The 17,197-nt window shown below is 60.6% G+C and carries 14 protein-coding genes; 5 read left to right on the top strand and 9 right to left on the bottom strand.

Going from position 1 to position 17,197, the window contains the following annotated elements; translation table 11 throughout:
* Positions 1-172: 172 nt before the first annotated feature.
* Positions 173-1,759: an ABC-F family ATP-binding cassette domain-containing protein gene (locus BV034_RS03625; protein WP_050024269.1), complete on the top strand. Its 1,587-nt coding sequence runs from the start codon at positions 173-175 to the stop codon at positions 1,757-1,759.
* A 32-nt stretch (positions 1,760-1,791) separates the two neighbouring features.
* Here the strand turns inward: BV034_RS03625 and BV034_RS03630 are convergent, their stop codons facing one another.
* The 4 genes from BV034_RS03630 to BV034_RS03645 form a co-directional block, all read right to left on the bottom strand.
* A complete protein-coding gene (locus BV034_RS03630) occupies positions 1,792-2,577 on the bottom strand; it encodes an aminoglycoside phosphotransferase family protein (RefSeq protein ID WP_063768667.1) in 786 nt (261 codons plus the stop codon).
* Positions 2,578-2,589: 12 nt separating this feature from the next.
* Positions 2,590-3,879, bottom strand: coding sequence for a polysaccharide pyruvyl transferase family protein (locus BV034_RS03635; protein WP_050024218.1), 1,290 nt, complete (start codon positions 3,877-3,879; stop codon positions 2,590-2,592).
* A 94-nt stretch (positions 3,880-3,973) separates the two neighbouring features.
* Positions 3,974-4,669: a histidine phosphatase family protein gene (locus BV034_RS03640; protein WP_050024224.1), complete on the bottom strand. Its 696-nt coding sequence runs from the start codon at positions 4,667-4,669 to the stop codon at positions 3,974-3,976.
* Between the two features lie 36 nt (positions 4,670-4,705).
* Positions 4,706-7,120, bottom strand: coding sequence for a glycoside hydrolase family 15 protein (locus BV034_RS03645; protein ID WP_050024226.1), 2,415 nt, complete (start codon positions 7,118-7,120; stop codon positions 4,706-4,708).
* 113 nt (positions 7,121-7,233) lie between these two features.
* Here BV034_RS03645 and BV034_RS03650 point away from each other — a divergent pair, with 113 nt between their 5' ends.
* Complete coding sequence (locus BV034_RS03650) at positions 7,234-7,518, top strand: hypothetical protein (RefSeq protein WP_050024228.1); 285 nt, start codon at positions 7,234-7,236, stop codon at positions 7,516-7,518.
* Positions 7,519-7,571: 53 nt separating this feature from the next.
* Here the strand turns inward: BV034_RS03650 and BV034_RS03655 are convergent, their stop codons facing one another.
* Complete coding sequence (locus BV034_RS03655) at positions 7,572-8,195, bottom strand: macro domain-containing protein (RefSeq protein ID WP_050024230.1); 624 nt, start codon at positions 8,193-8,195, stop codon at positions 7,572-7,574.
* Positions 8,196-8,266: 71 nt separating this feature from the next.
* Between BV034_RS03655 and BV034_RS03660 the strand changes: the two genes are divergently transcribed.
* Together BV034_RS03660 and BV034_RS03665 are read left to right on the top strand one after the other, a co-directional pair.
* Positions 8,267-9,118: an SGNH/GDSL hydrolase family protein gene (locus BV034_RS03660; RefSeq protein ID WP_265592585.1), complete on the top strand. Its 852-nt coding sequence runs from the start codon at positions 8,267-8,269 to the stop codon at positions 9,116-9,118.
* Between the two features lie 39 nt (positions 9,119-9,157).
* Positions 9,158-10,237 (top strand): hypothetical protein, encoded by a 1,080-nt coding sequence (locus BV034_RS03665; protein WP_050024232.1) that lies wholly within the window; start codon positions 9,158-9,160, stop codon positions 10,235-10,237.
* A 32-nt stretch (positions 10,238-10,269) separates the two neighbouring features.
* On the opposite strand, the gene BV034_RS03670 is transcribed toward BV034_RS03665, so the two are convergent.
* Positions 10,270-11,646, bottom strand: coding sequence for a sulfatase-like hydrolase/transferase (locus BV034_RS03670; RefSeq protein ID WP_063768668.1), 1,377 nt, complete (start codon positions 11,644-11,646; stop codon positions 10,270-10,272).
* A gap of 321 nt (positions 11,647-11,967) precedes the next feature.
* Between BV034_RS03670 and tnpA the strand changes: the two genes are divergently transcribed.
* Positions 11,968-12,423 (top strand): IS200/IS605 family transposase, encoded by a 456-nt coding sequence (tnpA, locus tag BV034_RS03675; protein ID WP_050024234.1) that lies wholly within the window; start codon positions 11,968-11,970, stop codon positions 12,421-12,423.
* Between the two features lie 261 nt (positions 12,424-12,684).
* Here tnpA and BV034_RS03680 read toward each other — a convergent pair whose 3' ends face one another.
* Genes BV034_RS03680 through BV034_RS03690 form a run of 3 tightly spaced genes read right to left on the bottom strand, consistent with a single transcriptional unit; the run spans position 12,685 to position 17,196 of the window.
* Entirely contained in the window at positions 12,685-14,346 is a 1,662-nt protein-coding gene (locus tag BV034_RS03680) for a sulfatase (protein ID WP_050024236.1), read from the bottom strand.
* Positions 14,347-14,374: 28 nt separating this feature from the next.
* A complete protein-coding gene (locus BV034_RS03685) occupies positions 14,375-15,763 on the bottom strand; it encodes a sulfatase (protein WP_050024237.1) in 1,389 nt (462 codons plus the stop codon).
* Entirely contained in the window at positions 15,760-17,196 is a 1,437-nt protein-coding gene (locus tag BV034_RS03690; RefSeq protein ID WP_050024239.1) for a sulfatase, read from the bottom strand. The genes BV034_RS03685 and BV034_RS03690 overlap by 4 nt, the downstream gene beginning before the upstream one ends.
* Between the last annotated feature and the right edge of the window lies 1 nt (position 17,197).

Genomic DNA, 17,197 nt, shown 5'->3' on the forward strand with positions numbered 1-17,197 from the left:
GGCGTCGTATCTTTGTTCACCGATGACAGAATAAGAGCATCAGACTCCAAGTGGTTTCCTGAATCCCGCGCTCCATGGATGAGCCCGGGCAGCAGCGGGGTGATTTCACCGGCTGCTTGTGAATGCCAACCTGATTTCCGTCTCATCATGTCGATGACGCGGGTCCATGCTCATGTCTACCTCGGTTTCTTTTGCCAATGTCACCTGGTGCACCCCTGATGGGGACCCTCTCTTCACGGATCTAACCCTGTCCCTCACGGGCTGTCGGACGGGTCTCGTCGGCCGCAACGGCGTGGGCAAGACCACGATGCTCAAGCTGATCACGGGTGAACTCCGGCCGCATGCCGGCAAGGTGATCGTCCACGGTCGGGTGGCGTACCTGGAACAGGTGGTTCAGGAAATAGAAGGCCAGACGGTTGCTGGTCTCTTCGGTGTGTCCGGGGATCTCGCCCTGCTGCGGCGTGCCGAGGCGGGCACCGCTGAACTCGATGAGCTCTCAGACGTGGACTGGACCCTGGAGGCCCGGATTCTGGCGGCGCTGGGCAAGGTCGGCCTCGACGCTGGTCCGGGCACTCTTTTGCAGGAGCTTTCCGGCGGCCAGCGCATGCGTGCCCGAATCGCAGCTGTCTGGTTTGCAGAGCCGGATCTGCTGTTGCTGGACGAGCCGACCAACAATCTCGACCGCGAGGGGAGAGCTGCGGTGCACGCCCTCCTGAAGGAATGGTCTCACGGAGCCATCGTCATCAGCCACGATCGTGAGCTGCTGGAAAACATGGACGTCATCGTGGAGCTCACGTCACTGGGAGCGAGGAAATATGGCGGAAACTGGTCCCACTACCGGGAGCGCAAGGCGCAGGAGTTGGAGGCCGCCCAGCACGATCTCGCTCATGCGCAGAAGCGCCAGGAGGAGGTGGATCGTGACGCGCAGGTTGCCGTGGAGCGCAAGGCCCGCCGGGATGCAGCGGGCCGGCGCAAGCGCGCGAAGGGTGGCGAACCGCCCATCCTGCTGGGGGCCAGGAAAGATCGTGCAGAGGACTCGGCAGGGGTAGGGGCTCGCTTGGCGGAGCGCCGACGGTCGGAGGCCGCGGAGGGGTTGGCCTCTGCGCGGGGACGTCTGGAAGTGATCCAACCGTTCACCGTAGTGCTAGCTCCCACGGGGCTTCCTGCGGGCAAGACCGTGCTGGAGGTGGATGCGGTAACGGCTGGCTATGAACCGGGACAACCCATCGTGCGGGATGTTTCGTTCTCCATCAACGGACCGGAACGAGTGGCGGTTCAGGGCCGAAATGGCTCGGGCAAGACAACCTTGTTGCAGGTGATTTCCGGCAAGCTTGCTCCGTGGGCCGGCAGTGTTCGCTTGGGGGTGCCATTCGCCATGCTGGATCAGCAGGTGAGTCTTTTGAACCCCCAGCTTTCCATTCGGGATAACTACCGGAATCTGAACCCTGACAGCGATGAAAATGCCTGCCGTTCCTCCCTGGCAAGGTTCCGTTTCAGAGCGGACGCCGCACTTCAAACCGTCGCCACTTTGAGTGGCGGACAGATGCTACGGGCCGGACTGGCCTGCGTCCTGGGGGGCAGTCATCCGCCTCCCTTGCTGATCCTCGATGAGCCGACCAACTCCCTGGACCTTGAGTCCATCGAGACCGTGGAAGCCGGGCTTCGCGGCTATGACGGGGCTCTGCTGGTGGTCAGTCACGATGAGGCGTTTCTTCAAGAGGTTGGCATCCATCGGCGGATCTCTCTGCCTGTGTCGTGACGGCGTCTTGGTGCCGTGCCGAACGGTGGTGATCAGATGTGCTGGCCGGCTGAGAAGTCTGCCAGCCACTTCACATCGGAATCGATAGAGGCGACATCGCCCCGGAGATGAAACCCCACCCAGGGCTCAATGCCACCCGATGCCAGATGCAGTGTCCGCTCGATCTCCCGGTGCTGGAATTCTCTGAGAACTTCCAACGCATCCATCCTTGAAACATGGCAGACTTCGCAAAGCAGCGAGAAGCGATGAACTTGGTCCTTCCCAGGCACCACACCGCAGTGTTGGCAAAGCTCAGGAGTACGCAGGGGGACGCTGTGCCAGGCGATTTGCGCAATGTCTTCGATGGTGTTGCCGGGTTCCGCCATGTCCCAGTCAATGAATCCGACGAGTTGATCCTCCCGCCAAACCATATTCCACGGACCTAGATCACCATGGCGAATGATCTGGCCTGTGGACCAACGCCTGTCGGGATCGCGCCACACCGCATTGGGCGGCGGGATGAAGTCGGCGACCGCATGGTGATAGGCGTTGAGAGCCTCACCGATGGCGATGATGCCGGAGTCTTTTAGAAGGCAAGGTGGCCACGGGCGGAGCGCCACCGTTCCTTCCAGATAGTCAAGTTCCTCGAACTCCTGAATGGATTCTCGAACACGAGGGGAGTGGAGATAGTCCTTTGTGGAAAGATGCTGGAGCAACGCGTGGACGGCCGGTGTCCAGGGACCGACAGGACGTCGGATTCGGGTGCCGAAGCGCGTCACGGTGGAGACGCTGCCGGACGCGGATTCTCCCTCTCTAAGATCGCGTCCGGTGTTTGACATCCCTGCGCTTTCCTACGCCTCGATCGCCTTCTTCACCACCTGCATGGTGGCGGCTTGGCGCTCATGGACAAAGTCCATCGCCTTCTTCACCTTGGCCTGGGCAGCGGGATAGTCGCTGTTGATGGCCAGGAGGGTGTCGACGGTTTTGCCTGCGGGCGTGGAGTCGAACTCCAGAAGCCATTCGGAGAGACCGATGTCCTTGAACATCCAGCACTTCGGGCTGTGGAACTCGGAGTACGTGTGGATGATCGGCGTGCCGTTGGCCAGCGCGATAATGGGTGAGTGCGGCTCGTGACACACGACCGTGTGGGCTCGTGCAAAAACGGACGCGGCCTCGTCTGCATTCCAGAAGCTGTCGAGGTTCACGACGTTCTTCTGAATGTCGGCCGGGAGCAGGTCGTAGATGAGGCGCTTGTTGTGCACCATCTCCTTCTTCACCTCGGGCGAGATCAATACCTTGTACCCGGTGCGTTTGACCCACAGCGTGACGAGTTCGCGGTAAACGCCCGCGCGGCGTTCGTCATCGGCCACCTGTTCTGGAGTGGGATGCAGGGGATTCAGCGGCGGATTGTGCACTCCCGGATGTTTGGCGGTGTGCGTGCGCAGCTGCAGGGTGATGAACTTGCGGTCTTCCAGTCCGGCTTGTTCCATGAACGCCAGCGCCTTTTCATCGTCGCGCACATCGATGCCGAAACAACCGTCTGGGGCAAACTCGAGCACCGGTGTTTTGACCCCGGCGGTCTGTAGGATTTCCAGGGTCCGGCCTTCGCGGCAATAGACGAAGGCAGCGTTGTTGAGCAGGTCGATCCGCTCAGCCGCCTTGTCGCCCTGCACAAAGTCGAGGAAGTACGACTGGCCGTAGAGACCGTAGGGCTTGCCGAGCTTCCGACAGTAGCTCATGAAGGAGGTGTCCGTGCCCATGCCAGAGTTGTGAATGGCCACATCGGCGCGCTTGAAGGCGTCCACCAGCGCTTCGCCCTTCTTGTCCTGCTTGGTCAGATTGCCCTGAAGGATCTCCACCTTGGGAAAGCGACGGCGGAGCATGGCTTCGACGCGATCATCCAGCTTGGAGGCCCAGAGGATGACCTGCGCCTCGGGGAGATGTTGCTCAAGAATGCGCAGCGTCCCCGGGGTGTGGCCAATGTCCCCGATATTCACCGTGTCCCAAGCCGACTTCAGCAAGACGGTCTTGCCTTTGCCAGCATCCTGCCCAAATGCGGGCAGGGAGGCGGCTCCCAGAGCCAGGCCGGCTTGGGAGAGGAAGGTGCGTCGGGTCTGCGTTGGGGCTGCTGGGGAAGACATGAAGAAAAGGGGCGAAACAGGAGGAATGTACCGGCTTCACCCTCCTGGGCAAGGCTTCCATGCTTTGGCGGCGATCCAAATCGAGCCGGAGGGCTCACATCTGACGGTTCTGATCCGTCCCTGCCCACCAGCCAGAGAGACGCTCCCCAGGGAATGGGGGAATGGCCAGCCCCGCGGATTCATAGTGAGAGGTGTCGTTGAAGAGAGTCAGCCGGGCGCGAACGGGACTCTTGAAATCCACAATGTTCAGCGCGGCCGGGCTCTGGTCCAGGTTGTCCCGGTAGCGCCGTGGGTCAAAGCCGAGGAGGGAGCTGAGCAGCAGCCGGATGGTGGCCTTGTGGGAGACGATTGCCACATTCCCAGAAGGATGGGCGTGCAGGATGTCCATGAGGGCGGGCAGGGAGCGGGCGGTGACGGCCAGGCCGCTCTCTCCGCCAGGCGGAGCAAAGGTGAACGGGTCCTCTTCCCAGGCCGCTGCCTCTTCGGGATACTTCGCCTCCACTTCAGGGCGGGTCATCTCCTCCCAATGGCCGTGGGAAATTTCCCGCAAGCCATCGCGAGGTTGCACCTCCAGTCCATGGGGCTGAGCCAGGATGCGGGCGGTCTCCATGGTGCGATCCAGTGGGGAGGCATAGACAGCGATGAGGTTTTCGTTCGCCAGCCGGATGGAAAGCCGACGGGCCTGCTCCCGCCCTTGATCCGACAGCGGAACATTGATGGAGCCGGCAAACCGGTCCTCTGCGGTGAGGATCGTGGCACCGTGGCGAATGAGAAAAATGCGGGTGTTCATGGAGAATAGGGAGGAGGGGGAGATGGCAGGCAGAAATCAGACCACTTCCACACGGCTATTGTGCCCTTCCCAGTGATTGGAAGCCAGCCAGTAGAACGTGAAGTCTGCTGCAGCACCGACATGCAAATCCGTAGTGGGCAGATCCACATACCACAAGCCTAGGGCTTCGTTGCGTGTCGTTTCTGTCTCTTGCGTGGACTGCCATCCGTCCAACGACCAGACCACTCGGGCACCGGCATTGAGCACGATGCGAAGCGTCTTGCCGTCATGCATATGTCGCAGCGGATGGCGGAAGCTCCAGATCTCATGCGTGCCGTGAGTGCGCCGGATGGCGTAACGGTCTCGAACCGGAGGCAGCAGATCGAAACACACCCCGTCGTTGCGGCTGCGTACAAGCGAGACGTACTCGGCATGAGACCAGCACAATGGCATGGCTGCACCCGTGGGGCAGCCGGGGTTCAGATGCTCGCCCACCGGGGCGTCGTCCCAGAGTTGCTCGCTGATCATGCCGCCATCATTGGCAAACTCCTCCATAGCCTTGATGTAGGGCAGGGGATCGCGACCGGCGGCCAGTTCGTAGTGGCCGCGTTCTCCCGTGAGAATGGGCCAGGAGCGGCCCACTCCGCCGCCGTCAAAGGGGCCACCATCCGACTTCTGCCCGTAGCCATCGTGGTTGTATCGTCGCCAGCCGGGTCCCTGGGGTAGGTCGCGCTTGATGACGCGGTCGATGACTTCGAGTGACTCAAGAATGACCGGATCATCGGCGGGGCGAATGCCCAGTCGCACCAGGTGGAGGAAATCACCTCCCACCACGTTGCGGGCCGGGTGGTAGCCGCCGCCATTGGCCACCAGCAGCACAAGCGTGTCGGGATCCGGATGGGGATCAGGAGTCAACGGGTCCGCAGGCGTGATGCGGACATAGTGGCGGGATCGCCCCGGCACCAGGTCACCACGGGTGGTGACCGTCCACTCCTCCAGATGGTCAGACAGCCAGTCTGCATAGGCGAGGATGAAGTCGGAGGTCTCGGGAAGATTTCGTTCTCCGGCAAACTCGGCAGCGGCCGCCAGCCCTGCGATCACTGTCGCCAGGGTGGAGGGCGAGTAGCCCGCATTCTCCTCCCAGCGCTCCTGCATAGTTACCGGTCCATTCTGGATCAAGTGACCTGCCGCATGGCGGATCATGTTCCACGGGTCAAACAGGCCCAGGCCGTTGCCCTTGTGCTTCAATCGCCAGGCCAGCAGGATGGGCGCGGCCACTTCATCCATCTGCATCCCGGGCCAGTACGCGTTGCCGTTGATCCAGGAGTTCTGCGGAAAGCTGCCATTTTTCCCCTGGATCGTGCTCAGCCAGATCAAGGCGCGCAGCGGCGTGCTGTGTTGCCCAGTGGCCAGCAGCGCGCTGGCGCTCTGCACCAGATCGCGCGTCCATACCAGATGATAGCCGCCGAGGTCATCGTCTCCTTTGGACTCCCCCCAAGGGATGCTCATGGAGGCTACCAACGCCCCCTGGAAGATCTTGTCCTCATGGGAGAGCAGGACGCACCGGCTCAGGCGGTACATGCTGCCCTGATCCGCGGTGTTGTGGCTGAAGTCGTACTTGGCATCGATGACCGCCCTCTGCCACTGCCGCACATAGCCTTCCCGATGAATCTCAAACGGGGTGGCCAGAGACTGTAGCAGCTTGGCGGCCGTGCTCTGACAACTGCCTCCAACGCCGACTGCGATGGTGAATGCGCCACTGTCCGGAAGTCGGATTTCTCCCGTGAGAGCGATGTTGCCGTGCTCGGCCGCGTGGAATTGCCAGTCCATCTGGAAGTTGTCGGACAAGTCCTGCCAGCCGTCGCTGGCCCCGGCGAATCCTACCGAGCGTTTCGTGAAACCAGAGCTGCACCCAAGCAGCAGATGCGTGCCCGCCCTCTCCGCATGCAGCAGTTCCGCGCCACCAAGGTTACAACACCAGCCCGAGTTCCCCTCTCCGCGACCCGCAATATGCGGTGCCAGCAGCACGTAGAGACGCAGTTTCCCTTCCAGCGCTTCATCCTTCACCTCCAACCGAACCTGCATGAGCAGCACGGAGCGATGCGGGTCCGTGAGGATGTGTTTGACCAGCCGGTAGCGTCCATCCGGTGCGGTGTTGATGATCTGGTAGAATGGGCAGTCTTTCTCCGGATAGCTGATCTCGTGGTTGAGATCCCGCTTCTCCTCATGAAAAAACGTTTCACCATCGGTGATGAGAAGCTGGCAATCCCGGGTGTTCGGCTGATCCACATGGGGGTAGTAGATCTCATTGATGATGCCGTGGCTTAGGGTGAACCACACCCGGCAGCTCGTGTGGTAAGACGTGCCCAGGCCCTCCTTCGCGCTGGAGGTCCAGCGGGGTGGGATGCCCGGCGCTCCAAAGGCGGTGCGATCCGTGTCGGCGTCTGGCTGAGAGGAGGGGTGAGGATTCATGCGGCTGGCCGGGATACGTTTTTGGGCACGGAGCAGGAGGCATTCATTAAGAACTCACCACATCGCAAGTATCGCTTTCAGGGGAAAATAGCAGGGAAGGGCATGTCTTATCCATGATCAATCTCGTGGATTTTCAGTTTGAGAGCTTTTGCTTTCTGCCGACCTTTAGCCCCATGACCAAGAAACACTCCCTCGACAAGAAGTCAGAGAGGAGTGGGGCATGCGCAGTCAACGTGATCGCTGAAGCGGGATGTCTTGGCAGGTCTTGCCAAGAGAACATTGAATCGGTGATTGAAGAGATGGATGCCATCTCGGCAATCCATCGTGGACTGGAAGAAATGAACTCTGGAAAAATCATCAGCTCTTCAGTCGCTCATCGTAGATTGAAGAGACTGTGACCGAACCGAAGTGCTTCAAGTGATGCGAGCTCGGCTACATGACCAAAGCACTGTCAATGGGGCTGCCGTGGCTGCTGCTGCCCCCAGCGACCGCCATAGTGAATGCGTTCGTGGCGCACTTGCGCGAACGTGGGGTTGATGACGGTGGGAGGGTTGAGGAAATGCTCATAGGCCAGGCACATTTGCAGGCCCGCCTCCAGGGGATCCATTCCGCCTGTGCCAGTGCCAAGCCCAGGGCACGCCAGATGATGAATCTTCCGCGCCTCGGTTTGATTGTGCCGGTGCACCGCGGTGAGCGTGGCCCAGAGCGCGAGATAGACGTGGTCGGTCCCACAGATGTTCATCGGCACCCGCATGGTGGGGGCGTGCGCGACAAAGGGATGCGCGGGATGCCCGGTAGGGACGATGATACAGGTGCCCACGGGCTGCTCCCCCAAGTGGTCATTCAGGATGCGCTGCTGGATCAGGTCCATCACGTGACGGCCAAAATAGCGCACCACGGCAAGGTCCATGCCAGCATCCATGAGGCCGAAGGAGTTCCCCGGGGTGAGCACACAGTCGTAGGCGGGCAGGTCTTCGAACTTCCCCAGGACCACTTCCACTTCAGGGTGAGCGCGAAACTGCCAGCGCAGGACTTCGCGGGACTCGGGGTTGCGGTCGATCAAGGTGAGTTTCATGGATCGGCGTTTCCCAGGTTGAACAAGATGGCAAGACGGCTGCGTTATGTTGAATCACCTTCGTCCAACTCATGCAATACAAACTGTTTTCCTTGATGCTTCCGATGCTGCTGACCTGCTATGCAGGGAGCCTCGCCCACGCCCAAACCGCCGTCCCCGCCGGCGAGCCCACCAACGCTGATGAGGCCGCTGCCAAGAAAGCGGCCGAAGCCAGGGAGCTGAATGCCAAGTTCGCAGCATGGAAGGCCACACTACCGGAAAAGCAGCAGGCCTGGGAAACGGTGCTCGAAAGCAACCTGGGCAACTTCTATCTGCCGCTCTACCAGAAGGACAAGATCAAGACTCCGCCCACCCCCACCGCGTGGGACTATCTGGAAGATGACGCCAAGCTCCCCCGGGTGCTGCTCATCGGCGACTCTGTGTCCCGCGGTTACACACTCGCCACCCGGGCTGCGCTCAAGGGCAAGGCCAATGTGCATCGGGCCCCTGAGAACTGTGGCCCCACCGCCAATGGTTTGAAGAAGCTCGACATCTGGCTGGGGGAGGGGAAGTGGGATGTCATCCACTTCAACTTCGGCATCCATGACCGAGCCACGCCCAACGAGGAATACCTGTCCCGGCTCAAGCAAATCGTCGAACGGCTCAAAAAGACCGGGGCCAAGGTGGTCTGGGCGACCACGACCCCCATCCCACCCGACACCAAAGACGGCCCCCAAGCCACGGAGTCGATCGAGGAGAAGAACCGGATTGCTCTGGAGCTGATGAAGAGCGAAGGCGTGGCCATTGATGATCTCAACGCCTTCATCCTTCCTCAGCTCGGCACCGTCCAGAACCCCAAGGATGTGCACTTTACCGCGCAGGGCTACGAGCTGCTCGGAGGCCAGGTCGCGCAGTCAGTGCTTGGAGTGATCAACTCCAAGTGAGCCGGTCTTCTCAGAAAGTTATTTCCCATCTACCCTCTCATGAACATCAAGTCATTGCCTCATCTGATACCTTCCGTGCTGTTGCTGGTTGGAGCTTCCACGCTCACTGCGGCCCCAGAGCTGACCTTCAATGATCCCAAACCGCAGCGGTACGAGCTCACCGCCCGAGCCAGTCAGATCGATCCCAGGGCCAAAGAACATCCGGAGCTGGAATTCGTCTTCACCAAGAAGGACAAACCGGCCGATACCGAGCGCGCGATGGTGGACACCCGCGTGAAGCCTCAAGGGAAGCTGGTGATCTGGCTCATGGGGTACAATGGGGGGCTGTTCGAGCGCATTTCCAGCTACGGGCTGCACGGCATCCAGGTGCACTATGCCAATGGCTGGTTTGGGAAATTCTCGAAGCTGGCCCCGGCGGATGATGACAAGTATCTGGGCAAGATTCGCCTGGAAGCTGCCACGGGCGAAGACTTCAGCTCAGCGGTGGAGATCCCCAAACCAGACGGCATGATGGAGCGCTCCTACCAGTTCGTGAAATGGCTCGCGAAGGAGAACCCCCAAGGCAAGTGGGAGACCTTCATCACAGATGACGGCAAAGGCCTGCGCTGGGACAAGGTGATCATCTCCGGGGCGTCACACGGGGCCACCACCGCGGCACGGTTTGCCAAACATCAGCGCGTTGATCGTGTCGTGATGTTCTGTGGTCCGCGTGATCAGCTGGAGACCTGGCAGGGCCTCCCTTCCGCTACCCCAGAGAATCGCTACTTTGGCTTCAGCCATGTGCTTGACGGTGGATGGTCTGGGGATCATTACTGCCGCTCCTGGGAGATGATTGGCTTGCACCAGTTCGGACCCATTGTGAACGTGGACCAGGTCAAAGCGCCGTATGGCAACACTCGCCGCCTGATCACCGACGCCGACGTGAAGAACGATGCCAACAAGGCCCATAGCAGCGTCACTCCTGGCGGCGCTGCCGTGAAGAACGCCGCAGGTGAATTCATTCATGAAGACGTCTGGCGTTATCTCTTCAATCAACCGGTTGACGCCGTGGGGCAGCCCGGGCCAGCCGATGCAGATTGCGAAAAGGACCTGCGCGGCAAAGAGAAGAAGGCCAAGTAAGGTGAATCGGATCGGTGGGCCGCTACCCTGCTCTACTCTGCCTTCTGCCAGGGTACGGCCCCGCCGGCTTGAATATGACGTCGCAGCGCGGTGGAAAGCTCCCGCGTGATTTTGGGTGCCTTGCCCATGACATTGTGCTCCTCCTTGGGATCATCTTTCAGATGGAAAAGCTCCAGTGGTGCGTAGGGCCCGTTCTGCATGAGCTTCCAGTCATCTTTGATGATGGCCTCATAGCTTTTGCCCCCGTACTCTGGCCCACCTTCCCGGCGTACAAAGTACAGTTCCCGCCCCGCCGGCATGGCCTGCCCTTTCAACGCGGGAACCAGACTCACCGCATCGGTGTCCGGAGGTTGGGCGACGCCCGCGAGTTCAAGGAAAGTGACCGCGCTGTCAAAGCCCAATCCAGCGTAGTCCTGGCGTGATCCCGGGGCAGCGTGCCCCGGCCAGCGCACGATGAAGGGCACGCGCAATCCGCCGTCATAGTGGTCCTGCTTGCCGCCGCGCCAGGGCTGATTGCTCTGACCGTGGGGCAAGGATCCGCCATTGTCCGCGGTGAAGATCACGACGGTCTCCTTGGCGAGTCCCGTTTCATCCAGGGTCTTCAGCACTTGACCGATCCGGTCATCCAGATGCTCCACGAATGCCACGTTGGCGGCTCGCTTGGGTTCGAGATCTGGATGCCGCTGCTTCACGCGGTCCAGCCACTCCTGGGGTGGCTCGATGGGGAAGTGCGGGGCATTGAAGGCGAGATAGAGGAAGAACGGCTTGTCCCCGTTTGATGCACGGGATTTCAGATAATCGCCGGCCCATTGGCTGAAGAGATCCGTGGCATGCCCTTGCGGCTGGATCTTCTCCTTGTTGAGACGCATGTAGTTGTTTCCTTGGCGCAGATGCGTCGTGTAGCTGTCCATCATGTCTCCCAGGAATCCCTGGAACTGGTCAAAACCACGTTCATTTGGCGTGTTGGGAGACTCCAGACCCAAGTGCCATTTGCCAATCGCCGCCGTGTGATAGCCCGCATCATGCAATCGGTTGGCCAGAGTGGGCAGTCCTGGTTTCAGATAGCCCCAGGAGTTCTCAGGTTGCGTACGGATCACCCCCGGCACCCCCGCCCGATCGGGATAGAACCCTGTCAGGATGGCCGCCCGGCTGGGAGAGCACACCGTGCAGTTCGCCCGCATGTTCGTGAAGAGCATGCCTTCTTTTGCGAGGCGGTCGATGTGCGGCGTTTGCACATCCTTGGCACCATAGGCCGAGACATCGCCATAGCCGTGGTCATCGGTGATGATGAGCAGGAAATTGGGGCGGGATTCAGATGCGGCACGCAGGGCGGGGGTGTGAGCGGGAAGGATCGAAAGAATGACGAGGAATAGGAGACCGTGGAAATGGGGGTGGTATGAGGAAGGCATGGGGCTGCGTGTGGAGGTGACCGGTGATGGTGCGGAGAGTGGGCGCGCAACGCGGCGCGAGTGTGCGGTGGAGTTTCAACGCGAAAGGGTGGGGGCGCATTTCAGGAGAGAATGGGGGGAGTCTGGAGCCTATCCAGGACTGTGACACCCATAGCGTCCCGATCCCCGCAGGGGATCTCTACCACAGCCCAACGCCGACGAGCTTCAAGCGAAGTCGCCGTTGGGTGGTTGTGAGGAGAAATTTCAACCTTGAAAAGGTTGTCTAGATGCTTACCCGTTAAGACCTCGCATCGTCAGCACCAAACACTTCTCCACCTCTCAATGGCACAATCCCTCTCCGCCATTTATCTGCACTTGGTATTTTCCACCAAAGATCGTCGCCCATGTTTCAATGATGGCGGTTTTCGTCATGAGTTGCACTCTGTTTTGGGTGGCCTCGCGAAATCAATGGAATGTATGCCGTTGGAGGTTGGCGGTGTGGAAGATCATGTACATTTGCTGATCCGCCTCTCGAAAGCATTGTCTGCTTCAGACTTCGTCAAAGAACTCAAACGCAATTCCAATGCATGGGTAAAGCGAACGGCACCCGATCTCCAAGATTTTGCATGGCAGGGCGGCTATGCAGCATTTTCAGTGAGTGTCTCCAACATTGAGGCGGTGCGGCACTACATTCAGAAGCAGGAGGAGCATCACAATAAGGTGGGCTTCAAGGAAGAGTTGCGCGCGTTGCTGAAGCGGCATGTTGTGGAGTGGGACGAGCGGTACGTCTGGGATTGATGGAAAAGGTGAGCGAGAACCGTCTAGACAACCTTTTCAAGGTTGAGTTTCTAGATCAACTACCCAACGGCGACTTCGCCTAAGGCTCGTCAGCGTTGGGCTGTGCTAGAGATCCCCATTCGGGGATCGAATTTCCAATGCTGGCACTCTTTGCGCCCCGTCCAACGTTGACTCGTCCCGCGCAGCGGGCCGAGTCCAACGTTGGGCTCTGATACAGATCCTCGCAGGGATTGATGCCACCGAGAAGATTACCTTCCCGCCTTACTCCACTTTCCCCGCCCCCTTCTTCCTCCCCGCAGCACGCTTGCCTTCCGCATCGGACAACGGGCCTGACATCGGAGGTGTCTCGAAGAACTTCCCATCTTCCACCAACCTTGGATCGCCGGTGCGCTGCAACTCATCCAACAACCGCTTCTCCAATTCTGCTTTCACTATGGCATAGGCCGGATCTTCGGCCACGTTCTTGGTCTGGTGGGGGTCCTTCTTGAGATCATACAACTCCACGCGCGGACGTTTGCCATACACCCACTCGAAGTGCGCCTTCCATTCAGGGCTGTTGCGCTGGCCCACGAGCCAGGCCTTGGTGGGGCCGGAGTCCTCGTCGGGCAGGGTGGAGCGGGTTTCATCTCTTATTTCCTCGTACGTGGGTGGATCGCTGCTGTCGAGACGGTAGGGGTCACCCATGGGATAGCGATCGGGCTTGAAGTTGATGATCAAGAGGTGATCTGCCGTGTGAATGGCCCGCTGGGGATAGGGCATGTAGTCAGCACGCGCGTTCTCCACGTGGCGTTCCCGACCGGTCACCACCCAGGTGCGGCTTTCATCAACCTGGCCGGACTTCTCCGACTTCAATACCGGCCACAAACTGCGACCGGTCATCACCTCAGGCACAGCTACACCCCCGGCTTCCAGAAAAGTCGGAGCGAGATCAGGCAGGTTCACGAAGTCCTCCACCACGCGCCCCCCTTTCACTCCGGGTCCGGCGATGGCCAGGCTCACGCCGGTGCCGAAGTCATAGAGATTGCACTTGCCGTGAGGGAAGCCGGGGGCGCCGTGATCACCGCTGATGACGATGAGCGTGTTCTCCAACTCTCCGCGCTTGGTCAGATCCTCAATCAGCAGGCCCAACATCGTGTCCAAAGCCTGGATCTCGCCAAAGTAATCGGCGAGATCCTCCCGCACTTCTGGCACATCGGGCAGGAAGGGGGGCATCTTGCCCTGGAGCGAGTCGGGATCTATTTGCCACAATGCCTTGCCGCTGCCCTGCTTCCAGGAGCGGTGGACGTTGGTGGGGCCAAACCAGAAGCAAAAAGGGGAGTCGGAGGGCCTGGCTGAAAGGAAGTCGCGGAAATTTCCTAAAACCTCGTGATACATCTCCTGCTTGGCAGCCTCGATGTCCTTCCCCTGGGCTACCATGGCCGTCACGTTCTCGGAGAAGTTGTTGAACCGCCCTCCTGCCTTCTGGTAAGCGTATTTCTGCCCGCCGTAGGGGGCGTCCGCGGGCGTGCCCGGGCCCCAGACTTTGTAGGCCTTGCCGATGTGGTACCCAGCGTCTTTCAGCAAAAGAGGGTAGGTGGGGATCTTCTCATCCCACACCGCTCCACGCAGGATGGAGCCCCGACCGGTCCGCCAGAAGTACTGCCCGGAGAGCAGGGAGCTGCGGCAGGGAGTGCAGGAGGGCGCATTCACATGGGCGTTGCGGAACAGCACCCCTTCGCGGGCAATGTGGTCGAAGTTAGGGGTACGAACCACATCGTTGATTCCTCCCGGCCCGTTGATCTCGGAGTAGATGCTGGCGTAGCGGCCCCAGTCGTCGGCAAAGACGAAGAGGATGTTGGGCCGCTTGGTTTCGGCTGCTGTTAGGGAAAGAGCAGCCAGGCAACCCCACCAGGTCGCGGCAAGGAACAAGGAAAGTCGTTTCATGATCGGAAAGGTCGATGTGTTGAAGGGCTCAGTCGAGTTGCGGGGGACCAGGCACCACTCCGGTCCGATGCTGATTGACCGCTTCCTGGATGCGGGCCAGCGCATCGGGATGCTCGGCTGCAAGCGAGCGCTTTTCACCTGCATCCAGGCCCAGCTGGAAAAGCAGGGGCGGATCCTGAACCTCACGTTTTCCCGGGCCGTAGCCGGGCTGCGTGACGTAGTGCGCCTTCCACTCGCCCAGACGGCAGGCATAGAGCTGGTCGCCGCGGTAGTAGAAGAAGGGGCGTTCTGATAGTGCTTTTCCTTCCAGCAGGAGCAGGCGGATGTCTGTGCCGTCGATCACCCGGTCCTTGGGCAATTCGGCCCCCGCAAGGGCCAGCGAGGTGGCAAACAGGTCCATGGAGTTGGCGGGATCATGAGCCACGCCGGGCTTGATGTGTCCTGGCCACCAGGCGATGCCCGGGACGCGCATGCCACCTTCCCAGTTGCTGCCTTTGCCATCCTTGAGAGGTCCGGCGCTGCCTCCTTGAGCTCCCATGATCAGCCAGGGACCATTGTCGCTGGTGAAGAACACCAGAGTATTTTCCGCGAGCCCTTCCTTGCGGAGGGTTTCGAGCACCTGCCCCACGCTCCAGTCCAGCTCTTCCACGGTATCACCATAGATGCCGGCCCGGCTCTTGCCTTTGAAGTTCTCAGACGCAAACAGCGGCACGTGCGGAAAGCTGTGTGCCATGTAGAGGAAGAAGGGCTGGTTCTTCTTCTGCTGGATGAATTTCACGGCCTCCTCCGTGTAGTGACCGGTGAGATGAACCTGGTCGGCAGGCTTTTCCACCACCTCGCCATTGCGCAGCAGGGGCACGTTCCAGCCGTCGGCTGGTGGGGTTGGTGATCCGGTTGACCCCTTGGGGAGGTCGGGGCGGGCATCCATGTCGTTGGAGTACGGCAGCCCGAAGCTCTGGTCGAACCCCTGGTCAAGCGGGCGGGAGCCTTCATGAATGCCGAGGTGCCACTTGCCCACGTGGGCGGTGGCGTAGCCGCGGGTTTTCAGTGCTTCAGGAAGGGTGATCTCGTTGGCAGGCAATCCGCCTGGGGAATTAGGAAACAACACGCGCCGCTTGCCATACATGCCGCTGCGCACCGGGTAGCGGCCCGTAAGCAGGGCGGCCCGGCTGGGAGTGCAGACCTCGGAGGCGACATAGAAGTCCGTAAACCGCAGGCCTTCGGCGGCCATCCGGTCGAGATTCGGCGTGGCGATGGTCGGGGAGCCATAGCAACCCAGATCGCCGTAGCCCAGATCATCGGCCAGGATGATGACGATGTTGGGCGGCCGGTCGGCGGCTGGTGCCCACAGAGCAAGCGTGAGGCTTGCGGCTGCAGTGGCGGTGGCTTGCAGGAGAAGACGGAGGCCGGAAGTCATTTGGTGAGGGAGACGGGTTTCGGTTTTGAATTGGTGGCCGTGACCCAGTTCATCAGCTCCTGATGCAGGGCCCTGGCTCTCTCAGGCTGTACGGCGCTCAGGTTATGTTGTTCTCCCGGATCAGAGGAAAGGTCGTAGAGCTCATTCTGGCCGGTGGTGAAGAAGTGGATCAGTTTCCACGAACCAAGGCGGAGCGCGGCGGAAGGCTGGCTGCCAGACCCGTGTTCATGAGGGTAGTACCAGGCCAGAGGGCGGTCCTTGAGCGAGTCGTCTTTCCCGGTGCCCACGATGCTGGCGAGGGAGCGCCCGTCGAGGTGCTGCTCTGGCAACTGAGGCAGCCCGCTCAATTCCAACAGGGTGGGATACAGATCGGGCGTGTAGGCGGGGGTGCCGATGACGGTCCCGCCTTTCAGGTGGCCTGGCCATGAGATGTAGCACGGAGTGCGGATGCCGCCTTCATAGTTCCAGCCTTTGCCACAGCGCAGCGGCAGGTTGCTGGTGGGGCCGGTGCGACCCTTGGCCAGCGTGCACAATCCGCCGTTGTCTGAAGTGAATACTACGATGGTCTTCTCCCGGAGCTTCTGATCTTCCAGGACCTTGAGCACCCGACCGATGTTGGAGTCCAGATTCTCCAGCAGAGCAGCGTAGGCAGGGTCATCCTGGCGGGGGCGGGACTGGGCTCCAAACGGAGCCTCCAGCGGAGGAGCGGGGGCGTCGCCATACATCGCCTTGGCCTTGGCCTGATATTTTGCCACCAGCTGCGGGGGCGGCTGGATGGGGGTGTGCACGGCGTAGTGGGAGAAGCACAGGAGGAAGGGTTTGGTGGCGTCCCGTTGTTTCAAAAACTCCAACGCCTTTCCGGTCAGGGCGTCCGTCAGATAGTCGCCATCGGAGCCTGGCTCCAGATCGGGCACATCCCAGAGTGTGTCTTTGCCGTCCTTTTTGCGGTAGGGGTAGTAGTAGCTGGCCGGCTGGCCGCCCCGATTGACGGCAGCGGTCCATTGAAACCCATGCTGGGCGGGTTGGTCTGTATCGGCCTCACCCAGATGCCACTTCCCCACGTAGCCCGTCTGATAACCCTGCGCGGCAAAGGCCTCGCCAATCGTCGTTTCGGTGCCGGGAAGGGCCACGCCGGACTTGGGCTTGATGTAGTCGGTGATGCCCACGCGTTGTGGCACCTTGCCCGTCATCAATGCTGCCCGGGTGGGGGAGCAGACAGGATGGGCGGAGTAAAAGCTGCTGAAGCGGACTCCCGACGCCGCGAGGGCGTCGATCGCCGGGGTTTCATAGAATTTGGATCCTTCCACGCCCAGGTCCTGGCTTCCCAGGTCATCCACGAGAAAGAGCAGAACATTGGGGCGCTCCGGGGTGGCGGCAGCGGCTACGCTGCCAGCCAGAAGGATCGCGGCAAGGGTCAGGGAAAATCGTTTCATC

The organism is Verrucomicrobium sp. BvORR034 (genome assembly GCF_000739635.1).
Taxonomy (GTDB): Bacteria; Verrucomicrobiota; Verrucomicrobiia; order Verrucomicrobiales; family Verrucomicrobiaceae; genus Verrucomicrobium.

Coding starts and splice junctions, on each gene's coding strand:
- BV034_RS03625 (WP_050024269.1), top strand. CDS start 173: ATGTCTACCTCGGTTTCTTTTGCCAATGTCACCTGGTGCACCCCTGAT.
- BV034_RS03630 (WP_063768667.1), bottom strand. CDS start 2,577: ATGTCAAACACCGGACGCGATCTTAGAGAGGGAGAATCCGCGTCCGGC.
- BV034_RS03635 (WP_050024218.1), bottom strand. CDS start 3,879: ATGTCTTCCCCAGCAGCCCCAACGCAGACCCGACGCACCTTCCTCTCC.
- BV034_RS03640 (WP_050024224.1), bottom strand. CDS start 4,669: ATGAACACCCGCATTTTTCTCATTCGCCACGGTGCCACGATCCTCACC.
- BV034_RS03645 (WP_050024226.1), bottom strand. CDS start 7,120: ATGAATCCTCACCCCTCCTCTCAGCCAGACGCCGACACGGATCGCACC.
- BV034_RS03650 (WP_050024228.1), top strand. CDS start 7,234: ATGATCAATCTCGTGGATTTTCAGTTTGAGAGCTTTTGCTTTCTGCCG.
- BV034_RS03655 (WP_050024230.1), bottom strand. CDS start 8,195: ATGAAACTCACCTTGATCGACCGCAACCCCGAGTCCCGCGAAGTCCTG.
- BV034_RS03660 (WP_265592585.1), top strand. CDS start 8,267: ATGCAATACAAACTGTTTTCCTTGATGCTTCCGATGCTGCTGACCTGC.
- BV034_RS03665 (WP_050024232.1), top strand. CDS start 9,158: ATGAACATCAAGTCATTGCCTCATCTGATACCTTCCGTGCTGTTGCTG.
- BV034_RS03670 (WP_063768668.1), bottom strand. CDS start 11,646: ATGCCTTCCTCATACCACCCCCATTTCCACGGTCTCCTATTCCTCGTC.
- tnpA (WP_050024234.1), top strand. CDS start 11,968: ATGGCACAATCCCTCTCCGCCATTTATCTGCACTTGGTATTTTCCACC.
- BV034_RS03680 (WP_050024236.1), bottom strand. CDS start 14,346: ATGAAACGACTTTCCTTGTTCCTTGCCGCGACCTGGTGGGGTTGCCTG.
- BV034_RS03685 (WP_050024237.1), bottom strand. CDS start 15,763: ATGACTTCCGGCCTCCGTCTTCTCCTGCAAGCCACCGCCACTGCAGCC.
- BV034_RS03690 (WP_050024239.1), bottom strand. CDS start 17,196: ATGAAACGATTTTCCCTGACCCTTGCCGCGATCCTTCTGGCTGGCAGC.